16 protein-coding genes and 1 riboswitch are annotated in these 19,666 nt (G+C 74.6%); of the genes, 8 read left to right on the top strand and 8 right to left on the bottom strand.

Going from position 1 to position 19,666, the window contains the following annotated elements:
- Positions 1-45 precede the first annotated feature (45 nt).
- Entirely contained in the window at positions 46-2,286 is a 2,241-nt protein-coding gene (locus ACIQIB_RS05675; RefSeq protein ID WP_400756885.1) for a HelD family protein, read from the bottom strand.
- Between the two features lie 118 nt (positions 2,287-2,404).
- Here ACIQIB_RS05675 and purB point away from each other — a divergent pair, with 118 nt between their 5' ends.
- A complete protein-coding gene (gene purB / locus ACIQIB_RS05670) occupies positions 2,405-3,835 on the top strand; it encodes an adenylosuccinate lyase (protein ID WP_363609119.1) in 1,431 nt (476 codons plus the stop codon).
- Positions 3,836-3,876: 41 nt separating this feature from the next.
- Here the strand turns inward: purB and ACIQIB_RS05665 are convergent, their stop codons facing one another.
- Positions 3,877-5,337: an MFS transporter gene (locus ACIQIB_RS05665; protein ID WP_400756901.1), complete on the bottom strand. Its 1,461-nt coding sequence runs from the start codon at positions 5,335-5,337 to the stop codon at positions 3,877-3,879.
- A 395-nt stretch (positions 5,338-5,732) separates the two neighbouring features.
- A riboswitch (cyclic di-AMP (ydaO/yuaA leader) is annotated at positions 5,733-5,891 on the top strand.
- Positions 5,892-5,894: 3 nt separating this feature from the next.
- Between ACIQIB_RS05665 and ACIQIB_RS05660 the strand changes: the two genes are divergently transcribed.
- Positions 5,895-6,863: a peptidoglycan DD-metalloendopeptidase family protein gene (locus tag ACIQIB_RS05660; protein ID WP_400756884.1), complete on the top strand. Its 969-nt coding sequence runs from the start codon at positions 5,895-5,897 to the stop codon at positions 6,861-6,863.
- 236 nt (positions 6,864-7,099) lie between these two features.
- Here the strand turns inward: ACIQIB_RS05660 and ACIQIB_RS05655 are convergent, their stop codons facing one another.
- Complete coding sequence (locus ACIQIB_RS05655) at positions 7,100-7,831, bottom strand: DUF2470 domain-containing protein (RefSeq protein ID WP_400756883.1); 732 nt, start codon at positions 7,829-7,831, stop codon at positions 7,100-7,102.
- Positions 7,832-8,000: 169 nt separating this feature from the next.
- On the opposite strand from ACIQIB_RS05655, the gene ACIQIB_RS05650 reads away from it, so the two are divergent.
- The gene (locus tag ACIQIB_RS05650; protein WP_400756882.1) at positions 8,001-9,212 is read left to right on the top strand and encodes an MFS transporter; all 1,212 of its coding nucleotides are present in this window, start codon (positions 8,001-8,003) and stop codon (positions 9,210-9,212) included.
- 73 nt (positions 9,213-9,285) lie between these two features.
- Here ACIQIB_RS05650 and ACIQIB_RS05645 read toward each other — a convergent pair whose 3' ends face one another.
- From ACIQIB_RS05645 to ACIQIB_RS05635, 3 genes are read right to left on the bottom strand one after another with little or no spacing between them, the layout of a single operon-like run.
- Complete coding sequence (locus ACIQIB_RS05645; protein WP_363609110.1) at positions 9,286-9,711, bottom strand: RidA family protein; 426 nt, start codon at positions 9,709-9,711, stop codon at positions 9,286-9,288.
- A 29-nt stretch (positions 9,712-9,740) separates the two neighbouring features.
- A complete protein-coding gene (locus ACIQIB_RS05640; protein WP_400756881.1) occupies positions 9,741-10,511 on the bottom strand; it encodes an IclR family transcriptional regulator in 771 nt (256 codons plus the stop codon).
- A complete protein-coding gene (locus tag ACIQIB_RS05635) occupies positions 10,508-11,644 on the bottom strand; it encodes a sugar kinase (protein WP_363609106.1) in 1,137 nt (378 codons plus the stop codon). Before ACIQIB_RS05635 ends, ACIQIB_RS05640 begins: the two co-directional genes overlap by 4 nt.
- Before the next feature lie 129 nt (positions 11,645-11,773).
- On the opposite strand from ACIQIB_RS05635, the gene ACIQIB_RS05630 reads away from it, so the two are divergent.
- The 4 genes from ACIQIB_RS05630 (at position 11,774) to ACIQIB_RS05615 (ending at position 17,048) form a co-directional block, all read left to right on the top strand.
- Positions 11,774-13,075, top strand: a complete 1,302-nt coding sequence (locus ACIQIB_RS05630; protein ID WP_400651219.1) for an alanine racemase — start codon at positions 11,774-11,776, stop codon at positions 13,073-13,075.
- On the top strand, positions 13,075-14,697 hold the full coding sequence (locus tag ACIQIB_RS05625) for an amidohydrolase family protein (RefSeq protein ID WP_400756879.1): 1,623 nt from the start codon (positions 13,075-13,077) through the stop codon (positions 14,695-14,697). Before ACIQIB_RS05630 ends, ACIQIB_RS05625 begins: the two co-directional genes overlap by 1 nt.
- Positions 14,694-15,389 (top strand): bifunctional 4-hydroxy-2-oxoglutarate aldolase/2-dehydro-3-deoxy-phosphogluconate aldolase, encoded by a 696-nt coding sequence (locus ACIQIB_RS05620; protein ID WP_400651223.1) that lies wholly within the window; start codon positions 14,694-14,696, stop codon positions 15,387-15,389. The genes ACIQIB_RS05625 and ACIQIB_RS05620 overlap by 4 nt, the downstream gene beginning before the upstream one ends.
- 78 nt (positions 15,390-15,467) lie before the next feature.
- Entirely contained in the window at positions 15,468-17,048 is a 1,581-nt protein-coding gene (locus tag ACIQIB_RS05615; protein ID WP_400756878.1) for an alpha-amylase family glycosyl hydrolase, read from the top strand.
- Positions 17,049-17,168: 120 nt separating this feature from the next.
- Here the strand turns inward: ACIQIB_RS05615 and ACIQIB_RS05610 are convergent, their stop codons facing one another.
- Positions 17,169-17,900, bottom strand: coding sequence for a (2Fe-2S)-binding protein (locus tag ACIQIB_RS05610; RefSeq protein ID WP_400756877.1), 732 nt, complete (start codon positions 17,898-17,900; stop codon positions 17,169-17,171).
- Positions 17,897-18,037 carry a hypothetical protein gene (locus tag ACIQIB_RS05605; RefSeq protein ID WP_363609095.1) on the bottom strand — a complete coding sequence of 47 codons (141 nt, stop codon included), beginning with the start codon at positions 18,035-18,037 and terminating at the stop codon, positions 17,897-17,899. The genes ACIQIB_RS05610 and ACIQIB_RS05605 overlap by 4 nt, the downstream gene beginning before the upstream one ends.
- 395 nt (positions 18,038-18,432) lie before the next feature.
- Between ACIQIB_RS05605 and ACIQIB_RS05600 the strand changes: the two genes are divergently transcribed.
- Positions 18,433-19,653 carry a sensor histidine kinase gene (locus tag ACIQIB_RS05600; RefSeq protein WP_400756876.1) on the top strand — a complete coding sequence of 407 codons (1,221 nt, stop codon included), beginning with the start codon at positions 18,433-18,435 and terminating at the stop codon, positions 19,651-19,653.
- Positions 19,654-19,666: the final 13 nt, after the last annotated feature.

The following is a 19,666-nucleotide window of genomic DNA, read 5'->3' as shown; positions in this document are numbered from 1 at the left end:
CCGGCGCGGGAACGGTGGCCCGGCCGGCGCGCTGGAGCGGGTGGGTCAGAGTGCTGCGGCGAGGACTGCGGGCAGCGGCGCGTGGTGGAGCAGGGTGAGCCGGCGGGTGGCCCGGGTGAGGGCGACGTAGAGGTCCTGGCCGCCCTTCGGGGACTGGGCGAGGATGGCGGCCGGGTCGACGACCACCACCGTGTCGAACTCGAGTCCCTTGCAGCCCGCGACCGTCAGCCACCCCGAGCGGGCGGCCAGGGCGTCCGGCGCGATCACGCCGAGGGTGCCGACCGGGGCGGGCAGCCGGGCCAGGGCGGTGGTGTAGTCGGCGTCCGGGACGTGGACGGCGCTCGGCGGCTCGGCGTCGTCGCGGACGGACTCGGGCGGCCGCTGGTCGGGGGCGACGCTGCGCAGGACGGCCGCGGCCGGCCTCATGATGGCGGCGGGCGTGCGGTAGTTGACGGTCAGCCGCTGCTCGCGCCAGCGGCCGGCCAGATGCGGGTCCAGCATCTCGGCCCAGGACCGGGCGCCGGCCGCCGAACCGGTCTGGGCGAGGTCGCCGACGACGGTCAGCGAGCTGGTCGGCACCCGGCGCAGTACGGCCCGCCAGGCCATCGCGGACAGCTCCTGCGCTTCGTCGACCACCACGTGTCCGTACGCCCAGGTGCGGTCGGCGGCCGCCCGTTCGGCGGTGGAGCGGTACGGGCCGTCGTCGTGGAACCGATCGGCCAGCAGGGCTGGGTCCAGGGTGGCGTTGCCGGTCTGCCCGGTGATGGTCAACACGCCCTGGGCATAGGCGAGTTCATCGGCCCGGCCGCGCTCCGCCGCGCGGGCCCGGGCGCGGGCGGGGGCGTCGTCCTCGCCGAGCAGCTCGGCGGCCTCGTCCAGCAGCGGGACGTCCTCGACCGTCCACGGGCCGCCCGGCGGGCGGAGCAGCGCGGCGCGTTCGGCGGGGGAGCGGCCGGGGGTGGCGGCGGTCAGCAGGGCCCGGTCGGTGAGCAGCCGTTCGACCAGGCCCTCGGGGGTCAGCTTCGGCCAGAGCGCGCCCAGCGCGGCCCGGACGTCCGGCCGCTCCCACAGCTCGCGCGGGGCGTAGCGGGCCTCCTCCTCGTCGTACTGGCGGCCGAGGACGAGCGCCTGGGCGACGGCGAGGGCGTCCAGCAGGGTGCGCAGGAAGAACCCGCGGGCCCGGTTGTGCGGCAGCCGCAGGCCGCGGGCGGCCGCGCGGGCTTCGGCGCAGACCCGGTGCGACAGACGCAGCCCGTCGCCGAGGTCGAGTCCGTCGGCGGGCGCCGACTGGTGGGTCCGGACGGCGCGTTGGAGGACGTCGGCCATCCAGGGGCCGCCCTTGGCGACGGCGGTGGCGGGGGTGTCGGAGGCCGTGGCGTCGACACCGGGGAAGAGTCCGCCGACGGTGCAGAGCACCACCTCGGTCTCGCCGAGCGCGGGCAGGACCTGGTCGATGTAGCGCAGGAAGGCCGGGCTGGGGCCGACGACCAGCACGCCGCGCCGCTCCAGCACCGCGCGGTGCGTGTACAGCAGGTAGGCGGCGCGGTGCAGGGCGGCGACGGTCTTGCCGGTGCCGGGGCCGCCCTGGACGACCAGGGCGCCGGAGAGCGGGGCGCGGATCACCCGGTCCTGCTCGGTCTGGATGGTGGCCACCGCGGTGCCCATCCGGCCGGTGCGCTCGCGGCCCAGCGCGGCCAGCAGGGCGGCCTCGCCGACCAGGGTGCGCCGGCCCTCCTCGCCGAGGCCGGCCAGGTCTAGGGCCTCGTCGTCCAGGCCGGTGACGGTGCGGTCGCGGGTGTGCAGATGGCGGCGGCGCACCACGGTGCCGGGGTCGGCCGGGGTGGCGGTGTAGAAGGGGCGGGCGGCGGGGGCGCGCCAGTCCAGCAGCAGCGGCTCGTACTCCTCGTCGGTCAGTCCGGTGCGGCCGATGTGGTGAACGGTGCCGTCGCGTGCGTCGAGCCGGCCGAAGCAGAGGCCGCGTTCGACGGCGTCCAGCCGGGCGCACCGGCGGGCGGCCTCGGTGGCACGGACCTCGCGCTCCAGCCTGGCCTGGTGGGTACCGCCGGCGCCGGCCTGGGCGAGGACGCCGTCCAGGGTGCGGCGGGTCTCCTCCCGGACGGTGTCCAGTCGGGCGTACAGCCGGGTGAGGCAGGCCTGTTCGGTGCGCAGGGCCTCGGCGAGCGCCTCGGCCGCCGACGGCTCCGGGGGTACGGCAGGGTTCGCCGCCGGTTCCGGATGTGCTGGTGCTCCCGGGCGGGCTGTCGGTTCCGCTGGAAATTCGTCCATCGATGTGGTATCCTTGCGGTGAGGAGTTTGTAGTGCCTCTAATTTTCCGTGCTCAAGTGACCCAGCCTACCCGATGCGCGGCCGTTCCGGCTGACCTCGGCTGTTAGGCTTGCGAAGCGTGAGCGCGAAGCCCCAGATCCCCAATGTCCTGGCCTCCCGGTACGCCTCGGCGACCCTGGCCCAGCTGTGGTCCCCCGAGCACAAGGTGGTCCTCGAGCGCCACCTGTGGCTCGCCGTCCTGAAGGCCCAGCAGGACCTCGGTGTCGAGGTGCCCGCCACCGCCGTCGCCGACTACGAGCGCGTCGTCGACCAGGTCGACCTCGGCTCCATCGCCGCCCGTGAGCGGATCACCCGCCACGACGTGAAGGCCCGGATCGAGGAGTTCAGCGAGCTCGCCGGTCACGAGCAGATCCACAAGGGGATGACCTCCCGGGATCTGACCGAGAACGTCGAGCAGCTGCAGATCCGCCAGTCGCTGGAGCACGTGCGGGACCGCACGGTGGCCGTCCTGGTCCGCCTCGGCCGTCTCTCCGCCCAGCACGCCGAGCTGGTCATGGCCGGCCGTTCGCACAACGTGGCCGCGCAGGCCACCACCCTGGGCAAGCGCTTCGCGACCGTCGCCGACGAGCTGCTGGTCGCCTTCAGCCGCCTGGAGGAGCTGATCGCCCGCTACCCGCTGCGCGGGATCAAGGGCCCGGTCGGCACCGCCCAGGACATGCTGGACCTGCTCGGCGGCGACACCGACAAGCTCGCCGAGCTGGAGCGCCGGGTGGCCGGCCACCTCGGCTTCCAGAACGTGCTGACCAGCGTCGGCCAGGTCTACCCGCGCTCGCTGGACTTCGAGGTGCTCACCGCCCTCGTCCAGCTCTCCGCCGCGCCCTCCAGCCTGGCCAAGACCATCCGTCTGATGGCCGGCCACGAGCTGGTCACCGAGGGCTTCAAGGAGGGCCAGGTCGGCTCCTCCGCGATGCCGCACAAGATGAACACCCGCTCCTGCGAGCGCGTCAACGGCCTGGCCGTCATCCTGCGCGGCTACGCCTCGATGACCGCCGAGCTGGGCGGCGACCAGTGGAACGAGGGCGACGTCTCCTGCTCGGTGGTCCGCCGGGTCGCGCTGCCGGACGCCTTCTTCGCCTTCGACGGCCTGCTGGAGACCTTCCTGACCGTCCTCGACGAGTTCGGCGCCTTCCCGGCCGTGATCGAGGCCGAGCTGGACCGCTACCTGCCGTTCCTGGCCACCACCAAGGTGCTGATGGGTGCGGTGCGGGCGGGCGTCGGCCGGGAGACCGGGCACGAGGTCATCAAGGAGCACGCCGTCGCCTCCGCGCTGGCGATGCGGGCCGGCGCCCGGGAGAACGAGCTGCTGGACCGGCTGGCCGCCGACGAGCGGATCCCGCTGGACCGGGCCGCCCTGGACGCGCTGCTCGCCGACCGGCTCTCCTTCACCGGTGCGGCCGGCGCCCAGGTCGCCGAGGTGGTCCGCCGGGTCGAGGCCGTCGCGGCCGCGTACCCGGAGGCCGCCAAGTACGCGCCGGGCGACATCCTCTGACGCCCCGTCTGCACTGACGCCGCGCCTGCGCCGGTGTGCCGTCAGTTCGCCGAGGGCCCTGCCGCCGTTCCGGTGGCGGGGCCCTCGGCCGTTCCGGCGTCGACGTGGCCCGGGTCGAGCGGCGGGGCGTTGGTGCCGCAGGACCACTGGCAGTCCGGCTCGGCCACCGGGCGGTGGTCCTCGGGGGCCAGCACATTGCCCCGGACGGTGGTGACGGCCACCATCGCGCCGGCGACCAGCAGCCCGGCGCAGATCAGCATCGCGGTGTGGAAGGCCGAGTCCACCGAGGCGGGCACCCGGTAGGCCTCGCCGCTGAGACCGGCCAGGGCGGGCAGGGCGGCGACCGCGAGCAGGCCGGCGGCCCGGGCGGCGGCGTTGTTGACACCGCTGGCGATGCCCGCGTGCCGGACCTCCACCGCCGCCAGCACCGTGGCGGTCAGCGGCGCGACCAGCAGCACCATCCCGCAGCCCAGCACGGTGACGGCGGGCAGCACGTCCGCCCAGTACGAGGCGCCGGGGCCGATCCGCAGCATCAGCAGCACACCGCCCGCGCAGAGCAGCGGGCCCACGGTGAGCGGCAGCCGCGGGCCGATCCGCTTGCCGAGCCGCCCGGCGCGTGCCGACAGGGCCAGCATCAGGACGGTGACCGGGATCAGGGACAGCCCGGAGACCAGCGGGGAGAACCCGGAGACCGTCTGCAACTGCACCACCAGGAGGAAGAACACTCCGCTGAAGGCCGCGTACACGCAGAGGGTGACCAGGTTCACCGCGGTGAACAGCCGGGAGGAGAAGAGGCCGAGCGGCAGCATCGGCTCCGGGCTGCGGCGCTCCACCGAGACGAAGGCCGCCCCCAGCAGCAGGCCGGCCACGCCGGTCACCCAGACGGACGCGGACACCCCTCCACCGGCCGCCGTCAGCGCGTAGGTGATCGCGCCCAGGGTCAGGGCGGCGAGCAGTGCGCCGAGGACGTCGAACCGGCCGGTCGCACTCTCGTCCCGGCTCTCCGGCACATGCCGGGCCGCCACCGCGACCACCAGGACGGCGAGCGGGACGTTCAGCAGGAAGATCCACCGCCAGCCGGGGCCGTCCACCAGCCAGCCGCCGAGGAACGGCCCGACCGCGGCCGACACCCCGCCGAGGCCGGACCAGAGGCCGACCGCCGCCGAGCGGTCGTCCGGGTGGAAGACGGCCTGGAGCATCGCCAGTGAGCCGGGGGTGAGCAGGGCGCCGCCGATGCCCTGCACGGCGCGGGCGATGACCAGCACGCCGATGGTGGGCGCGGCGGCGCAGGCCGCCGAGGCGACCGCGAACCAGACCACGCCGATCAGGAACACCCGGCGGCGGCCGTAGCGGTCGCCGAGCGCGCCGCCGAGCAGGATCAGCCCGGCCAGGGTCAGCAGATAGGCGTTGAGCGTCCATTGCAAGGCGGCGAGGGGGGCGCCCAGATCGGCGCCGATCCGGGGCAGGGCGACGTTCACCACGGTGCCGTCGAGCATCGCCATGCTGGAGCCGAGCACCGTCGCCAGTAGTACCCAGCGACCCTGCGCGGTGCCCAGGCGCAGGGTGCCGGCCTCGGAGGTGGCCACCGCCCGATCGTGCGCCCCGCGGGCCGACGTGACAAGGGTCACCGGGGGGTGTGTCGGCGAATGGCATTCCGTAGGTGATCGCATGCGTACTGACGCGGATATCGGCGGAGTGTCGCCGGGCGGTCGCTCCAGGTCAATGGATTGTGTGCGTACTGTGCAGCCGATCATTCGGAGTGTCACGACGCCTCGGGGCTTTGTGGTGACTTCACGTGATCGACATTGCTTAGCCCGTACGGATGGGTTTTAGTTCAGCGACCGCCCGGCCACGGCCCGGGCGGCCACCGGGTGGAACGCCTAGTCCTGCCGCTGCCCGGTGGTGCGAACTGAACTCTGTACGGCAGGAGCGGGGGACCCAAAGGTAAGTCGCCGGACCGGAATTCACGGTCCGGCTTGGGGTGAAGCCGCATTGCGGCCGGGCAACTCCAGCCCGAACCCGACAGCTCACCTCGTAGGCGTCGGAGAGGAAATCTTCCATGCCCGCACAGGCTCGTCGTATCGCCCTGCCCCGCGCCGCCCGCATCGGTATCGCCACCGCCGTCACCGGCGCCGCTTTCGCCCTTCCGCTGGTGACCGCGATCAGCGCCCAGGCCCACACCGCGCCGGCCGCGAAGCCCCGGCAGAGCAACTCCTCGACCGCCGACGCCGCCCCGGCCGCCGCCCCGCAGCAGGCCGCCCCGGCAGCCGCGCCGGTCGAGCAGAGCTACCAGGTCGTCGGCGGGGACACCCTGTCGAAGATCGCCGACGCCAAGCAGGTCGAGGGTGGCTGGCAGGCGCTGTACGAGCAGAACCGCTCGGTCGTCGGTGCCAACCCGAACCTGATCTTCCCGGGCCAGAAGCTCGCGCTCGGCGCCAAGGCCGCCGCTCCGGCCGAGGCCGCCAAGCCGGCCGCCCCGGTTGCTCCGGCCGCTCCGGCCGCCGCGCCGAAGCCGGTTCAGACCGCCAAGCCGGTCAAGCCCGCCCCGCAGACCCCGGTCCAGACCAAGATCGAGGTCGCCAAGCCCGCCACCCCGGCCCCGGTTACCGTGGCCGGCGTCGCCAGCTACGTCTCCCCGGTCGCCAGCCCGAAGCTCGGCACCGCCTACGGCGTGGCCGGCTCGATGTGGTCCTCCGGCCACCACACCGGCGCCGACTTCGTCGTCTCCACCGGCACCCCGCTGCGCGCCGTCGCGGGCGGCACCGTGGTGAAGGCCGGCAACGGCGGCGCCTACGGCAACGAGGTCGAGATCAAGCTCGCCGACGGCAAGTACGCCCAGTACGCGCACCTGTCCTCGATCGGCGTCAGGATCGGCCAGACCGTCACCGCCGGCCAGCAGATCGGCCTTTCGGGCGCGACCGGCAACGTGACCGGTCCGCACCTGCACTTCGAGATCCGCACCGGTGCGGGGTACGGCACGGACGTCAACCCGATCGCCTACCTGCGGGCGCACGGCGTCGCCATCTGATCGGGCATCAGAACCACCGCTGGGTGCGGGGCGTACGGCCACTCGGGATGGTCATGTCGGGTGACCGCTCGACCGGGTGATCGCCGCACCGACAGTGGCACCCTGGGCGCGGGACACGCCCAGTCGGCCGGCCCGGCTCGCGAGAAATCCTCTCGCGAGCCGGGCCGGCCGTTTTCGTTTTACGTGACGCCAAGGGAAGTTGACGTCTGGTCAGCCACGTTGACCGGTGGCCTGGTTCAGATCCGGTGGGCGGGCAGCGCGCGGTGCGCGGCGGTCAGCAGCTGGTGTACCCGGTGGCCGAACTCTTCCGCGTCCCGGGCGGGTTCGGGGAAGACCAGACGGACGTCGCGGTGGCCGTGCGGGTGGTCCAGGCGCAGCACCAGGCCGTACCGGTCGAGGGCCAGCGGGCGGATCCCGGGCCGCTCGGCGAGCAGGTCCGGGTCGAGCAGGCGGGTGAGCACGGCGAGCGCGTCCGGGTGGTCGTCGGCGAGGTGGGTGAGCAGGCCGGCCTCGTAGCGGGCGAGCGGGTCGGGCCCGGCGAGGGCGAGGTCGGCGCCGGTCAGCGCGGTGGTGCCGTACGGGGTGGAGAGGACGGCGTGTGCGACGTCCAGGCGCAGGTGGACGCCGAGCCCGTCGTCGGCGAGGTGGGCCAGGTGGAGCCGGCCGGCCAGGGAGAGCCGGCCGCGGACGCGGTCGCGGACGGCGACCGGGGCGATGTCGGTGAGGTCCAGGACGACGGCGAGCCCGTCCTGCGCGCGGGTGGCGGCGAGGGTGAGCGGCGCGTCGAGGGGGGCGTGGAGGCGCAGCCGGGAGCCCTGTACCGCGATCGGGGTGTCCAGCTCATGGTGCTCGCCGCAGGCGCGGATCACCACGGAGGAGGTGGCGGTGAGCAGACTGCAGACCCGTTCGGCGGCGGTGGGTTCGGGCGCCTCCGGCGCCTCGGGTGCCGTGGTGTCCACGGGGCTCATGGCTGACCTCCAGTAAGTTAGGTGAGCCTAACCTAATCGTGCCGAGGGGTGCTGGCAAGCGTGGCGTATGTTCACCTAGGCAATATCCGGCGCTTGCAAGTATCTAGATGGTAGACGTATTGTCGGCGCTGGTAGTTGCACATGCAATCGTCTTGGAAAGCAGACTCTCATGCCCCTCGCGCTCCTGGCGCTGGCGATCAGCGCCTTCGGCATCGGCACCACCGAGTTCGTGATCATGGGCCTGCTGCCCGAGGTCGCCGGCGACTTCTCGGTGTCCATCCCCACCGCGGGCCTGCTCATCTCCGGCTACGCGCTCGGCGTCGTGGTGGGCGGACCGCTGCTCACCGTCCTCGGCACCCGGATCCCCCGCAAGGGGATGCTGCTGATGCTGATGGGCCTGTTCATCGCCGGAAACCTGGTCTCGGCCGTGGCGCCCGCCTTCGGCCTGCTGATGGTCGGCCGGATCCTCGCGGCCTTCGCGCACGGCGCGTTCTTCGGGATCGGCTCGGTGGTCGCGGCCGATCTGGTCGCCCCGCAGAAGCGGGCCGGCGCCATCGCCCTGATGTTCACCGGGCTCACCGCCGCCAACGTCCTCGGCGTGCCGATGGGCACCCTGCTCGGCCAGCACTTCGGCTGGCGGTCCACCTTCTACGTGGTCGCGGCGCTCGGCGTGATCGGGTTCGCCGGCATCGCCGCGCTGGTGCCCGTCCAGCGGCGCGCCGAGGGGGCCCGGCTCGGCCCGGAGCTGGCGGTCTTCCGCCGGCCGCAGATCTGGCTCGCGCTGACCATGACGGTGTTCGGCTGGGGTGGCATCTTCGCGATGTTCACCTACATCACGCCGATGATGACCGAGATGGCGGGCTTCGCCGACACCAGCGTCACCTGGCTGCTCTTCCTGTTCGGCATCGGGCTGTTCGTCGGCAACCTGCTCGGCGGCTGGTTCGCCGACCGCGCGCTGATGCGCAGCCTGTACGTGATCCTGGCGGTGCTGGCGGTGCTGCTGTTCGCCTTCACCTTCGCCTCGCACAGCAAGGCCGGCGCGATCATCACCATCCCGCTGATCGGCCTGTTCGGCTTCGCCACCGTCGCGCCGCTGCAGAAGCGGGTGATGGACCAGGCCGCCGGCGCGCCCACGCTGGCCTCGGCCGCCAACATCGCCGCGTTCAACCTGGGCAACGCGCTCTCCGCCTGGCTCGGCGGGCTGGTCATCTCCGCCGGGCTCGGCTACGACGCGCCGAACTGGGTCGGCGGGCTGCTCACCGTCGCCGCGCTGGGCGTCGCCCTGCTCTCCGGCACCCTGGAGCGGCGCGAGGCCAGGGGCGCCGCCCGGGTGGTGGCGCGCGGCGCGGCCGCCGAGCAGGCGGTCACCGCCGGCCGGTGACGGCGGACGAAAGCGCCGGGGCCCGGACGGCCGACTGGTCGTCCGGGCCCCGGCGCGTACCGCCTCGGGCGGCTCAGCCGATCACGGCCTGCGCGTCGATCTCGACCAGCATCGGCTCCTGCGGCAGCTCGACGAAGATCGTGGTGCGGCAGGGCTTCACCCCGCCGGCCTTGACGTTCTCGTCGATGAACTCGGCGTAGACCTCGTTCATCAGCGGGAAGTCGGCGCGCTTGGTCAGGTAGACGCGGAACATCACCACGTCCTCGATGGTGGCGCCGCCGGCCTCGACGATGGCCTTGACGTTCTCCAGCGTCCGCCGGGTCTGCGCCTTGACGTCGCCGTGGTACAGGTACTCGCCGGTGGCCGGGTCCTGCGGGCCCTGGCCGGAGACCTGCAGGATCGGGCCCTTGCGGACGCCCTGGGAGAACATCCAGGCCGGGGCGGGGGCGCCGTCGGTGCGGATCTCGGTCTTGCCGTTGACGGGCTGCTGGTCGCTCATGCGGTGCTTCCTCGGTTGGTGATGGTGGGTCAGGCGGTCGGGGCGGCCGGTCCGGCGTGCGGCGGCTGGCCGCAGTCGGCGGAGACGGCGCGGGTGGTGGCGAGCAGTTGCGGCAGCAGTTCGAGCACCTGCTCGTAGGGGAGCACGACGTCCGGGACGGAGATCGACGCGGCGGCGACCACCTGGCCGCTGGCGTCCCGGATCGGCGCGGCCACGCAGTTGATGAAGGCCTCGTGCTCGGCGTGGTCCTGCGCCCAGCCCTGGGCGGAGACCTTCTCCAGCTCGGCGAGCAGGGCCTCGGGGGTGGCCAGGGTGTGCGCGGTGTGCGGGATGAAGTCGATCCCGGCCACCACCCGGCGGCGCTCGGGCACCGGCAGGTCGGCGAGCAGCACTTTGGAGACGGCGGCGCTGTGCAGGGCGGCGCGCAGACCGATCCGGGAGTACATCCGCACCGGGTGGCGGGAGTCGTACTTGTCGATGTAGACCACCTCGCCGCCCTCGTACGCGGCCAGGTGGACGGTCTGACCGGTGGCCGCGTTCAGCCCGGCCAGGTGCGGCGCGGCGATCCGGCGGATCCCGCGCTGTTCCAGGGCGAGGCCGGAGAGGGCGAAGAGTCCGGCGCCCAGGTGGTAGCGGTAGGCCGGGTCCCGGTAGACGAAACGTTCCTCTTCGAGGCTCTGGAGCAGCCGCAGCACCGTGGTCTTGTGCACGCCGAGCACCTCGGCCAGCTGGTCGAGGGAGCGCTCGCCCTCACCGAGCTCGGCGAGGATGCGCAGGGCGCGGGTGACGGTCTGGCTCATCGTGCTCCAAGGGCCGGGGACGCGGCCGGTCGAGGGTCGGGGGCACCGCCCCCGGCCACGGGCAGTACCGGGGACACGATGCCATCCGCCGAGACCCGGGTCGCGGCCCAGTCCCCCGGGGAGGCGGTCAGCAGGGCGGTGACCACCGGCTCGGGCGGCAGCTCGGCCTGGTCGCCGTGGGCGGTGAGCGCGCAGGCCGCGCTGAGGTGGCCGAGCCGCAGCCGGCTGCGCTGGTCCAGGCCGCGCACGGTGGCGGCCAGATAGCCGGCCGCGAAGGCGTCGCCCGCTCCGGTGGCCTCGACCACCTCGACGGCGAGGGCCGGCTCGGTGACGGCGGTGCCGTCCCGGTGCAGGGCCGTGACCATTCGGGCGGCGTCCTTGACCACCACGGTGGCGGGGGAGGGGAAGAGGCGGCGCAGCGCGTCCGGGTCGCCGGTGCCGAAGGCGGCCTCCGCCTCGTCGGAGCCGAGCAGCAGCACGTCGGCCGCGTCCAGCAGGGGCGGCAGGACGGCCGGGTCGCGCTCGCGCCACAGGGCCGGGCGCCAGTTCAGGTCGAAGCTGACCAGACGGCCCGGGCGGCGGTCGGCCAGCAGAGCGCGAAGCAGCTCCAGACAGTCGTCGGAGAGGGCGGCGGTGATGCCGGACAGGTGCAGCAGCCGGGCGCCGGCCAGCAGCCGGGCGGCGGCCGGATCGTCCAGCACGGCGGGGGAGAGCGCGGACGCCGCGGAGCCGCGGCGGTGGTAGTGCAGCCGGCTGCGGCCGGGCCCGAGGTCGTGGCGGCGGCCGGTGCTGCCGCCCACCTCCTTGAGGTAGAGGCCGGTCGGGCGGTGCGGGTCGACGGCGACCGCGGACACGTCCACCCCGCGTGCGGCGACCTCGCCGGTCAGGCGGCGGCCGAAGCCGTCGTCGCCGACCCGGCTGATCCAGGCGCTCGGCACACCGAGCGCCGCCAGGGCGCCCGCCACGTTGGACTCCGCGCCGCCGACCGAGAGGTGGAAGTTCTCCACCGACTCCAGCGGGCCCGGCCGGTCGGGCAGCAGGACGGCCATCGACTCGCCCACGCACACCGCCTCCACCGCCGGGGTGCGGCGCGGCGGGGTGCCCGAGCTCACGGCCTGGTCCTGTCGTGGCATCTGCTGGGCTCCTCGTGTCCTGCGGCTGACCGTTCCGTTGACCTTCGTCCGGCGCCGATGCTAGAACCGTGATGCCAGCATGTGCAACCCTCGTTGCGTATGTTGCAACATCGGCGATGGAGGAAGACCGTGGAACAGACCTTCGCAAGCAGCGGCACCGGGCCGGGCATCGACGCCGGCAAGGTGGCGGCCCTTGCCGACGAGGTGCTCGACTGGCGGTTCAAGGCACTGCCGCCCGAGGCCTGGGGGCTGAGCGTCCGCGACTACCTCGCCACCCGGCCCGCCCTCGCCGGCCTCGGCACCCCGCTGCTCACCCTGGACGCCGCCGCGGTCGACCACAACGTGCGGACCATGGCCGAGTGGTGCGCCAAGGCGGGGGTGGCCCTCGTCCCGCACGGCAAGACGACCATGGCGCCCGCGCTCTGGCAGGCGCAGCTCGCCGCAGGCAGTCACGGCATCACCCTCGCCAACCTGCCGCAGGTGCGGGTGGCCCGGGCCTTCGGCGTCCAGCGGATCCTGCTCGCCAACACGCTGCTCGACCCCGCCGGACTGGGCTGGCTCGCGGCCGAGCTCACCGCCGACCCGTCGTTCGCCTTCGTCTCCTGGGTGGACTCCGCCGAGAGCGTCCGGCTGATGGACGAGGCCCTGCGCGCGGCCGGCGCCGAACGGCCGGTCGAGGTGCTGGTCGAACTCGGCGGCCCCGGCGGGCGCACCGGAGCGCGCGGCGTCGAGGAGGCCGTCGAGATCGCCGCCGCGGTACTGCGTGCGCCCACCCTGCGGCTGGCCGGCGTCGGCGGCTACGAGGGGGCGCTGGCCCACGACGCGAGCGAGGAGGGGCTGGCCACCGTCCGTGGCTATCTGCGGGCCCTCGCCGATCTGCACGGGCGGCTCTCCACCGCCTGCTCCAGCGGCGCCGAGCCGATCGTGTCGGCCGGCGGGAGCGCCTACTTCGACCTCGTGGTCGAGGAGCTGGCCGGGCTGCCGGACGCCCTCGTGGTGCTGCGCTCGGGCGCGTACGTGGCGCACGACGACGGCTTCTACCGGGGCATCTCGCCGCTCGGGCGGGGCGCCGGCCAGGCGCCGTTCCGCAGCGCCCTGCACGGCTGGGCGCGGGTGGTCTCCCGCCCCGAGCCGCAACTGGCCCTGCTCGACGCCGGCAAGCGCGACCTGCCGTTCGACGAGGGCCTGCCGGAGCCGCAACTCGTCCGGGGCGGGCCCGGGCTGGCCGGGACGGCCGCCCGGATCACCGCGCTGAACGACCAGCACGCCTTCCTGCGCGACGCGGGCGACCTCGCCCCCGTCGGTGCCGTCCTGCGGCTCGGGGTCTCGCATCCGTGCACCGCCTTCGACAAGTGGACGATGATCCCGGTGCTGGACGACGCGGACAGCCCCGAGCCGAAGGTCACCGGCCTGGTGCGGACGTATTTCTGATGAGGCCTCAGGCGGAAGGGCAGGCCCTCGTCTTCAAGGGTGCCACGGTCGTGGACGGTACCGGCGCCGAGCGGTACCGCGCGGACGTCCGGGTCAGCCACGGACTGATCACCGAGATCGGCCACGGCCTCGGCGCCGTCCGGGAGGTGGACGCCGACGGGCTCGTCCTGGCACCCGGCTTCATCGACATGCACGCCCACTCCGACCTGGCCCTGCTGCTCGAACCCGAGCACCCCGCCAGGGTCACCCAGGGCGTCACCTGCGAAGTGCTCGGCCAGGACGGCCTGTCCTACGCGCCGGTGGACGACGGCACGCTCGCCGCGCTGCGCCGCCAGATCGCCGGCTGGAACGGCGACCCCGAGGGCTTCGACTGGGACTGGCGCACCGTCGGCGGCTACCTGGACCGGCTGGACCGCACCGGCGTCGCCGTCAACGCCTGCTACCTGGTGCCGCACGGCTCACTGCGGATGCTCGCCATGGGCTGGGAGAACCGGGCACCGAGCGCGGCCGAACTCGACCTGATGCGCCAACTCCTGGCCCAGGGACTGCGCGAGGGCGCGGTCGGCCTCTCCAGCGGCCTCACCTACACCCCGGGGATGTACGCGGACACCGCCGAACTGGTCGAGCTGTGCACCGTCGTCGCGGCGCACGGCGGCTTCCACGCGCCGCACCAGCGCTCCTACGGGGCCGGGGCGCTGGAGGGCTACGCCGAGATGGTGGAGATCGCCCGCCGCTCCGGCTGCCCGCTGCACCTGACCCACGCCACCATGAACTTCGGCGTCAACCAGGGGCGGGCCGGTGAACTGCTGGACCTCGTCGACCGGGCGCTGGACGACGGCGTGGACCTCACCCTGGACAGCTACCCCTACCTGCCGGGCTCCACCACCCTGGCCGCCCTGCTGCCCGGTTGGGCCACCGAGGGCGGCCCGCAGGCCACCCTGGCCCGGCTCGGCGAGGCGGACGCCCGCGAGCGGATCCGGTACGAGGTGGAGGAGAAGGGCAGCGACGGCTGCCACGGGGTGGTCACCGACTGGGAGACCATCCAGATCTCCGGCGTCCGCGCCCCCGGCCTGGCCGCGGTGGTCGGGCGGACGGTCGCCGAACTCGCCGCCGAACAGGGCCGGTCCGGTACCGAGGTCTTCCTCGACCTGCTGTGCCGGGACGAGTTGGCGACCACCATCCTCCAGCACGTCGGCCACGAGGAGAACGTCCGGACGATCATGCGCCACCGCGCGCACACCGTCGGCAGCGACGGCCTGCTGGTCGGCGCCCGGCCGCACCCGCGCGCCTGGGGCACCTTCCCCCGGTACCTCGCCCGCTACAGCCGGGAGCTGGGCGTCCTCACGCTGGAGGAGACGATCGCCCGGATGACCGGCCGCCCCGCCGCCCGGCTCCGGCTGGACCGGCGCGGCCTGATCGCCCCGGGCCACCACGCCGACCTGGTCCTCTTCGACCCCGAACACGTCCAGGACGCCGCCACCTTCGACCAGCCCCGCCGGCCCGCCACGGGCATCGAGTACGTCTTCGTCAACGGCACCGCCGTCATCCAGCAGGGCCGCACCACGGGCGCCCGCCCGGGCCGCGCCCTGCGCCGAACCGACCGAGGGACCCGAGCCGCATGAGCCCCGCACAGCCCCTTCCCGCACAGCCCCTTTCCGCGCGGTCCGCTCCGGCGCAGTCCGTGCTCGCCACCGCCCGGGCCGCGCTGGCCGCCGAGCCGGTGATCGCCGTCGTCCGCGCCCCCCGGATACCGGACGCCGCCGCACTCTGCGCCGCGCTCGCCGAGGGCGGCATCACCTGGGCCGAATTCACCTACACCACACCGGATGTGACGGACCATCTGCGCCGGGCCTCGGCCGAGGGCTGGCGGGTCGGGGTCGGTACCGTGCTCACCGCCGAGCAGGCCGAGCGCGGCGTCGAGGCCGGCGCGTCCTTCCTGGTCACCCCCGGCTGCCGGCCCGAGGTGGCGCACGCCGCACATACCGCCGGGGTGCCGGTCGTGCTCGGCGCGCTCACCCCTACCGAGGTCGCCCAGGCCGTCGACCTCGGGGCCGCCGCCGTCAAGATCTTCCCGGCCAGGGCCTTCGGCCCCGGCTACTTCAAGGACCTGCACGGCCCCTACCCGGAGGTGCCGCTGGTCGCCTCCGGCGGCGTCAACGCGGGCAACGCGGCGGACTTCCTCGCGCACGGCGCGCTCGCGGTCTGCGCCGGCACCGACGTCGTGCCGCCGGCCGTCGTCGCGGCCGGGGACTGGGCCGAGATCACCCGCCGGGCCAAGGCGTTCACGGAGGCGTGTGCGACACGAGCCGCCTGACGCGGACTGTCGGGACGGCCGGGATCGGACGACAATCGTTAGCCCGGCCCCCGGCACCCGGCAGGAGGATCCACCCCCATGACCTCGACCCGACCCGGCCCCGACTGGCTGGCCGACGCCGTCCTCTACCAGATCTACCCGCAGACCTTCGCCGACTCCGACGGCGACGGCATCGGCGACTTCGCGGGCATCACCGGGCACCTCGACCACCTCGCCTGGCTCGGCGTCGACACCGTCTGGCTCAACCCCTGCTTCGCCTCGCCGTTCCGTGACGCCGGGTACGACATCAGCGACTACCTCGCCCCGGCGCCCCGCTACGGCACCACGGACGACCTGGTCGCGCTGGTCGAGGCCGCCCGCCGCAAGGGCATCCGCGTCCTGCTCGACCTGGTCGCCGGCCACACCTCGGACCGGCACCCGTGGTTCCTGGCCGCCGCCGAGGACCCGGGTGACCACCGCTACATCTGGTCCGACCGCCCGGTGGACGGCTTCGTCGCCTCGCCCGGCCGTCGGCCCGGTTGGTACCGGCCGAACTTCTTCGACTGTCAGCCCGCGCTCAACTTCGGTTACGCGCACCGCCGTTCCGACCAGCCCTGGCGCCAGCCGGTGGACGCCGACGGGCCGCGCGCCAACCGCGCCGCCCTGCGGGAGATCATGGCGCACTGGCTCGGCCTCGGCCTGGCCGGCTTCCGGGTGGACATGGCCTCCTCCCTGGTCAAGGACGACCCCGGCTTCGTCGAGACCGCCAAACTCTGGACCGAACTGCGCGACTGGCTCGACCGCGCCCACCCGGGGGCCGCGCTGTTCGCCGAGTGGGGCGACCCGGCCGTCGCCGTCGCGGCCGGGTTCCACGCCGACTTCTTCCTCCAGTTCGGCGGCCCCGACCGGGGCCTGCCGCTGCGCTCGCTGTGGAACAACGGCGCCGGCGCCGCCGAGGAGCGCTGGACACAGGGCCCCTGCTACTTCGAGGCCGAGGGCCGCGGCACCCCGCAGACCTTCCTGGACGCCTGGCGCTCCGCCGCCGAACTCACCGGGGGCACGGGCCATATCGCCCTGCCCACCGCCAACCACGACTTCTCCCGGCTCGCCACCGGCCCGCGCACCGCCGAGCAACTCGCCCCCGCCTTCGCCTTCCAGCTCACCTGGCCCACCCTGCCCGCCGTCTACTACGGCGACGAGATCGGCATGCGGTACCTGCCCGGGCTCCCGGACGTCGAGGGCAGTGTGCTCGGGCCGCACTACAACCGGGCCGGCTCGCGCACCCCGATGCAGTGGGAACCGGGCCCGAACGCGGGCTTCTCCACGGCGCCGCCCGAGCGGCTCTACCTGCCCGTCGACCCCGACCCGCACCGCCCCGACGTCGCCACCCAGCGGGCCGATCCGACCTCCCTGCTGCACACCGTCCGCCGGCTGATCTCGCTGCGCCGCGCCCACCCCGGCCTCGGCGCCGGCGGCACGGTCGAGGTGCGGCATGTCGGCTACCCGCTGGTGTACACCCGGGCCGGGCGGTACCTGGTGGCCGTCAATCCGAGGCGCGAGCCGGGGGCGGTGCGGTTCGGGCCGGGCGCGCTCCGGCCGCTGGACGTCCAAGGGGTGCGGATGGTGGACGGGGAGCTGCGGGCCGAGGGCTTCTCCTACGGGGTGTTCGAGCTGGTCTGACCGGGGGCCCCGCGGGCTGTTGCTCGGCGGCACGCTGTTGGTCGGCGCGGCCCTGTACGAGGGGCCCGGGCCGCGGCAGTGTGCTCGCCCGGGCGGGGGCCGCCGGTCAGGGGCGGGCCGCTACCCGGCCCGGGGCCCAGGCGGGCGGGTGAAGCAGCAGTCGCCGCAGACCCCGGCGCCCGGGCCGACGCGGTAGTACAGGCAGCAACTGTTCCGGCGGAACGCGGTGTCGCGCGGTCCGAGGGCGCGCAGCACACCGGTGCCGGCCAGCGGCGGGCGGTCCAGCAACTCCGCGACGAGGGCACGGCCGTGGCCGGGTGCCCCGTGGGCGTCCAGCATCCGCAGCGCGCCCGCCAGCGCGGACGCGGCGTTGCCCCAGAGCAGCCGGCCGGCGATCGGCGCCACCGTTCGGACGGCCGCTCCCAGTGGCGTCAACTGGCCCTGGACGACGGACTGGTGGAGCCGCTCGGTGAGCGGTTCACGTCCGGACGGCGCGGGTGCGTACGGCGTCCAGAGATCGATCGGCCCCTGGTCGGGCACCCGGACACGGGCGCGGTCCGGGTCCAGGTCGGGCACCACGCCCAGCAGGAGGGCCGAGCCGAGGCCGACCGACCAGAACCGGGCGGCCAGCCCGAGGTGCAGGATCGACGCCGCCACCCGGGGCTCGGCGGTGCCCAGTCGCTGCGCCACCACGCGCACCCGCCCCGCCAGCAACGAGTCCGGTCCGCCGGCGTACAGCTCGCGCAGCGGCCGGAAGCCCGGGGGCGGGCCCTCCCCGGGGGCGGTGGCGACGTCCAGGGCGAAGTACGGTCCGACGGCGGCCAGTTGCCGGTAGTCCAGCACGGGGGTCACCGGCCGGCGCCCGTCGGGCCGGTGAACACGGCGGGTGGCGCGGAGCGGGTGACGTGTCCGGGCGGGCCGACGGTGACCAGGTGGGCGGCCCGGTCCTGGGCGGCGGGGACGGCGGGAGTCGCGCGGTCGTCGATCATCGGGCCGTCCTCCGGGGATGGTCCGGGGCGTCAGCCCCGCACGGTGAAGTTGCCACTGCCGGTGCGGATGAACGCTACCGCGCCCCGGCAGTCCGGGACGGGCCGACCGAACGCTGCCCGGAGCCGGCCGCACCGGTCGGCGCGGCCGTTGTCCTGGACGGTGATCGAGACCTTGGAGCCCACGAGCCGGCGACCGGGGAACCACGGTGCCTCGCCCCGGGTGATCACGCCCGTGGCGACGGCGTCCCGGCTGCGGCCGGATCCGCTCCGGTGTCCTGCGGTCCGTCAGTTCTGCCGCACAGGAGTGGAATCGCTCCGCCCGGGGAAGATTCCACCCTCCCCCGGGAGGGCCGTGCCCGCCGTACCGCCGGGACCGGCCCCGTAGGCTCGGGCGCATGCGTACCGACCCTCCGCCCCCGGCCTTCGTCGCCCCGGTTCGCCGGTTGCTGGCCGCCGGCGCCGTCCTGGTGCTGCTGGCCCCGGTGGTGCCGGCCCGCCCGGGTGACCGCGCGGCGGCCCTGCTCGTCGCCGCCATGGCCGCGCTCGCGGTGCTGGTGGCGACGGTCCGGTGGCCGGCCCGGAGGGTGACGCTCGGGGCGGCCGCCGTCGTCGTGGCCGCCGCCTCGCTGGCACTCGACGCGGGCTACTCGGGCCTCTACCGGCTCCCCGCGTTCTGGCTGCCCTTCGAGTGGCTCGCCCTTCTGGTGCTGCTCGGCCGGGCGATACGCCGGGTGCCGGGCCGATGGGTGGGCGCGGTGGCGGCCCTGGTCGGCCTGGCGACGCTCCTGGTGCCGCTGCGCTTCACCCTGCGGACCCCGCACGGTGGATGGCAGGACTCGCTGGTTGCCCTCCTGCTCTCGCTCCTCCCGGCCGTCGGCGTCGCCGGGGCGGGCCTCTACCTGCGCGTGCTGGACACCCGCCGGGAGCGCGCGGTGGCTCGCGCCCGCCGCGAACAGCGACTCGAAGTGGCCCGGGGACTGCACGACTTCGTCGCCCACGAGATCACCGGCATCGTCCTGGAGGCACAGGCCGGACAGCTGCCCGGCCAGGACCGGGAGGAGACGGCCGCACTGCTGCGCCGCCTGGAGGAGGCCGGACTGCGGGCGCTGGACTCGATGGACGAGATGGTGGGCGCCCTGCGCGACCCGCAGTCCGACGCGGCGGCGGCCGGCCGGACGTCCGGTGCCACCCGGATCCGCGGGCTGGCGGATCTTCCGGAGCTGGTCGGCCGCTTCACCACGACCGGCCCCGCCGGTGCCGAGGTCCGCGCCACCGTCGAGCTGGCGCCGGATGCCACCGGAGCGCTCTCCGCCGAGGCCGAGGCCACCGTGTACGCCGTCGTCCTGGAGTCGCTGACCAATGTGCGGCGGCACGCGCCGGGCGCCACCGAGGTGGCCGTCCGGGTGACGGCCGGTCCCGGCCGGGCGGTCGAGGTGTCGGTGACGAACGACGGCGGGGCGGCGCGCGGCCCGAAGGGCCTGCTGCGCCGTCGCGTGGGCGGCGGCACCGGGCTGGCGGGCCTGGCCGAACGCGCCGCGGCGCACGGCGGCACCCTGGAGGCGGGCCCGCACCGGCCGTCCGGCTGGCGGACCGTCTGTGTGCTGCCGGTGCGGTAGGCGGCCCGGCCCG

This window comes from Kitasatospora sp. NPDC092286 (assembly GCF_044755565.1).
GTDB lineage: Bacteria > Actinomycetota > Actinomycetes > Streptomycetales > Streptomycetaceae > Kitasatospora.
Note: the sequence above shows the minus strand (reverse complement) of the source record. Positions and strands in the feature narration are given on the sequence as shown.

What these genes read in the sequence shown, in the direction of transcription:
- ACIQIB_RS05675 (WP_400756885.1), bottom strand. Translation starts at nt 2,286, where the DNA reads ATGGACGAATTTCCAGCGGAACCGACAGCCCGCCCGGGAGCACCAGCA.
- ACIQIB_RS05665 (WP_400756901.1), bottom strand. Translation starts at nt 5,337, where the DNA reads ATGGCGATGCTCGACGGCACCGTGGTGAACGTCGCCCTGCCCCGGATC.
- ACIQIB_RS05660 (WP_400756884.1), top strand. Translation starts at nt 5,895, where the DNA reads ATGCCCGCACAGGCTCGTCGTATCGCCCTGCCCCGCGCCGCCCGCATC.
- ACIQIB_RS05655 (WP_400756883.1), bottom strand. Translation starts at nt 7,831, where the DNA reads ATGAGCCCCGTGGACACCACGGCACCCGAGGCGCCGGAGGCGCCCGAA.
- ACIQIB_RS05650 (WP_400756882.1), top strand. Translation starts at nt 8,001, where the DNA reads ATGCCCCTCGCGCTCCTGGCGCTGGCGATCAGCGCCTTCGGCATCGGC.
- ACIQIB_RS05645 (WP_363609110.1), bottom strand. Translation starts at nt 9,711, where the DNA reads ATGAGCGACCAGCAGCCCGTCAACGGCAAGACCGAGATCCGCACCGAC.
- ACIQIB_RS05640 (WP_400756881.1), bottom strand. Translation starts at nt 10,511, where the DNA reads ATGAGCCAGACCGTCACCCGCGCCCTGCGCATCCTCGCCGAGCTCGGT.
- ACIQIB_RS05635 (WP_363609106.1), bottom strand. Translation starts at nt 11,644, where the DNA reads ATGCCACGACAGGACCAGGCCGTGAGCTCGGGCACCCCGCCGCGCCGC.
- ACIQIB_RS05625 (WP_400756879.1), top strand. Translation starts at nt 13,075, where the DNA reads ATGAGGCCTCAGGCGGAAGGGCAGGCCCTCGTCTTCAAGGGTGCCACG.
- ACIQIB_RS05620 (WP_400651223.1), top strand. Translation starts at nt 14,694, where the DNA reads ATGAGCCCCGCACAGCCCCTTCCCGCACAGCCCCTTTCCGCGCGGTCC.
- ACIQIB_RS05615 (WP_400756878.1), top strand. Translation starts at nt 15,468, where the DNA reads ATGACCTCGACCCGACCCGGCCCCGACTGGCTGGCCGACGCCGTCCTC.
- ACIQIB_RS05605 (WP_363609095.1), bottom strand. Translation starts at nt 18,037, where the DNA reads ATGATCGACGACCGCGCGACTCCCGCCGTCCCCGCCGCCCAGGACCGG.
- ACIQIB_RS05600 (WP_400756876.1), top strand. Translation starts at nt 18,433, where the DNA reads ATGCGTACCGACCCTCCGCCCCCGGCCTTCGTCGCCCCGGTTCGCCGG.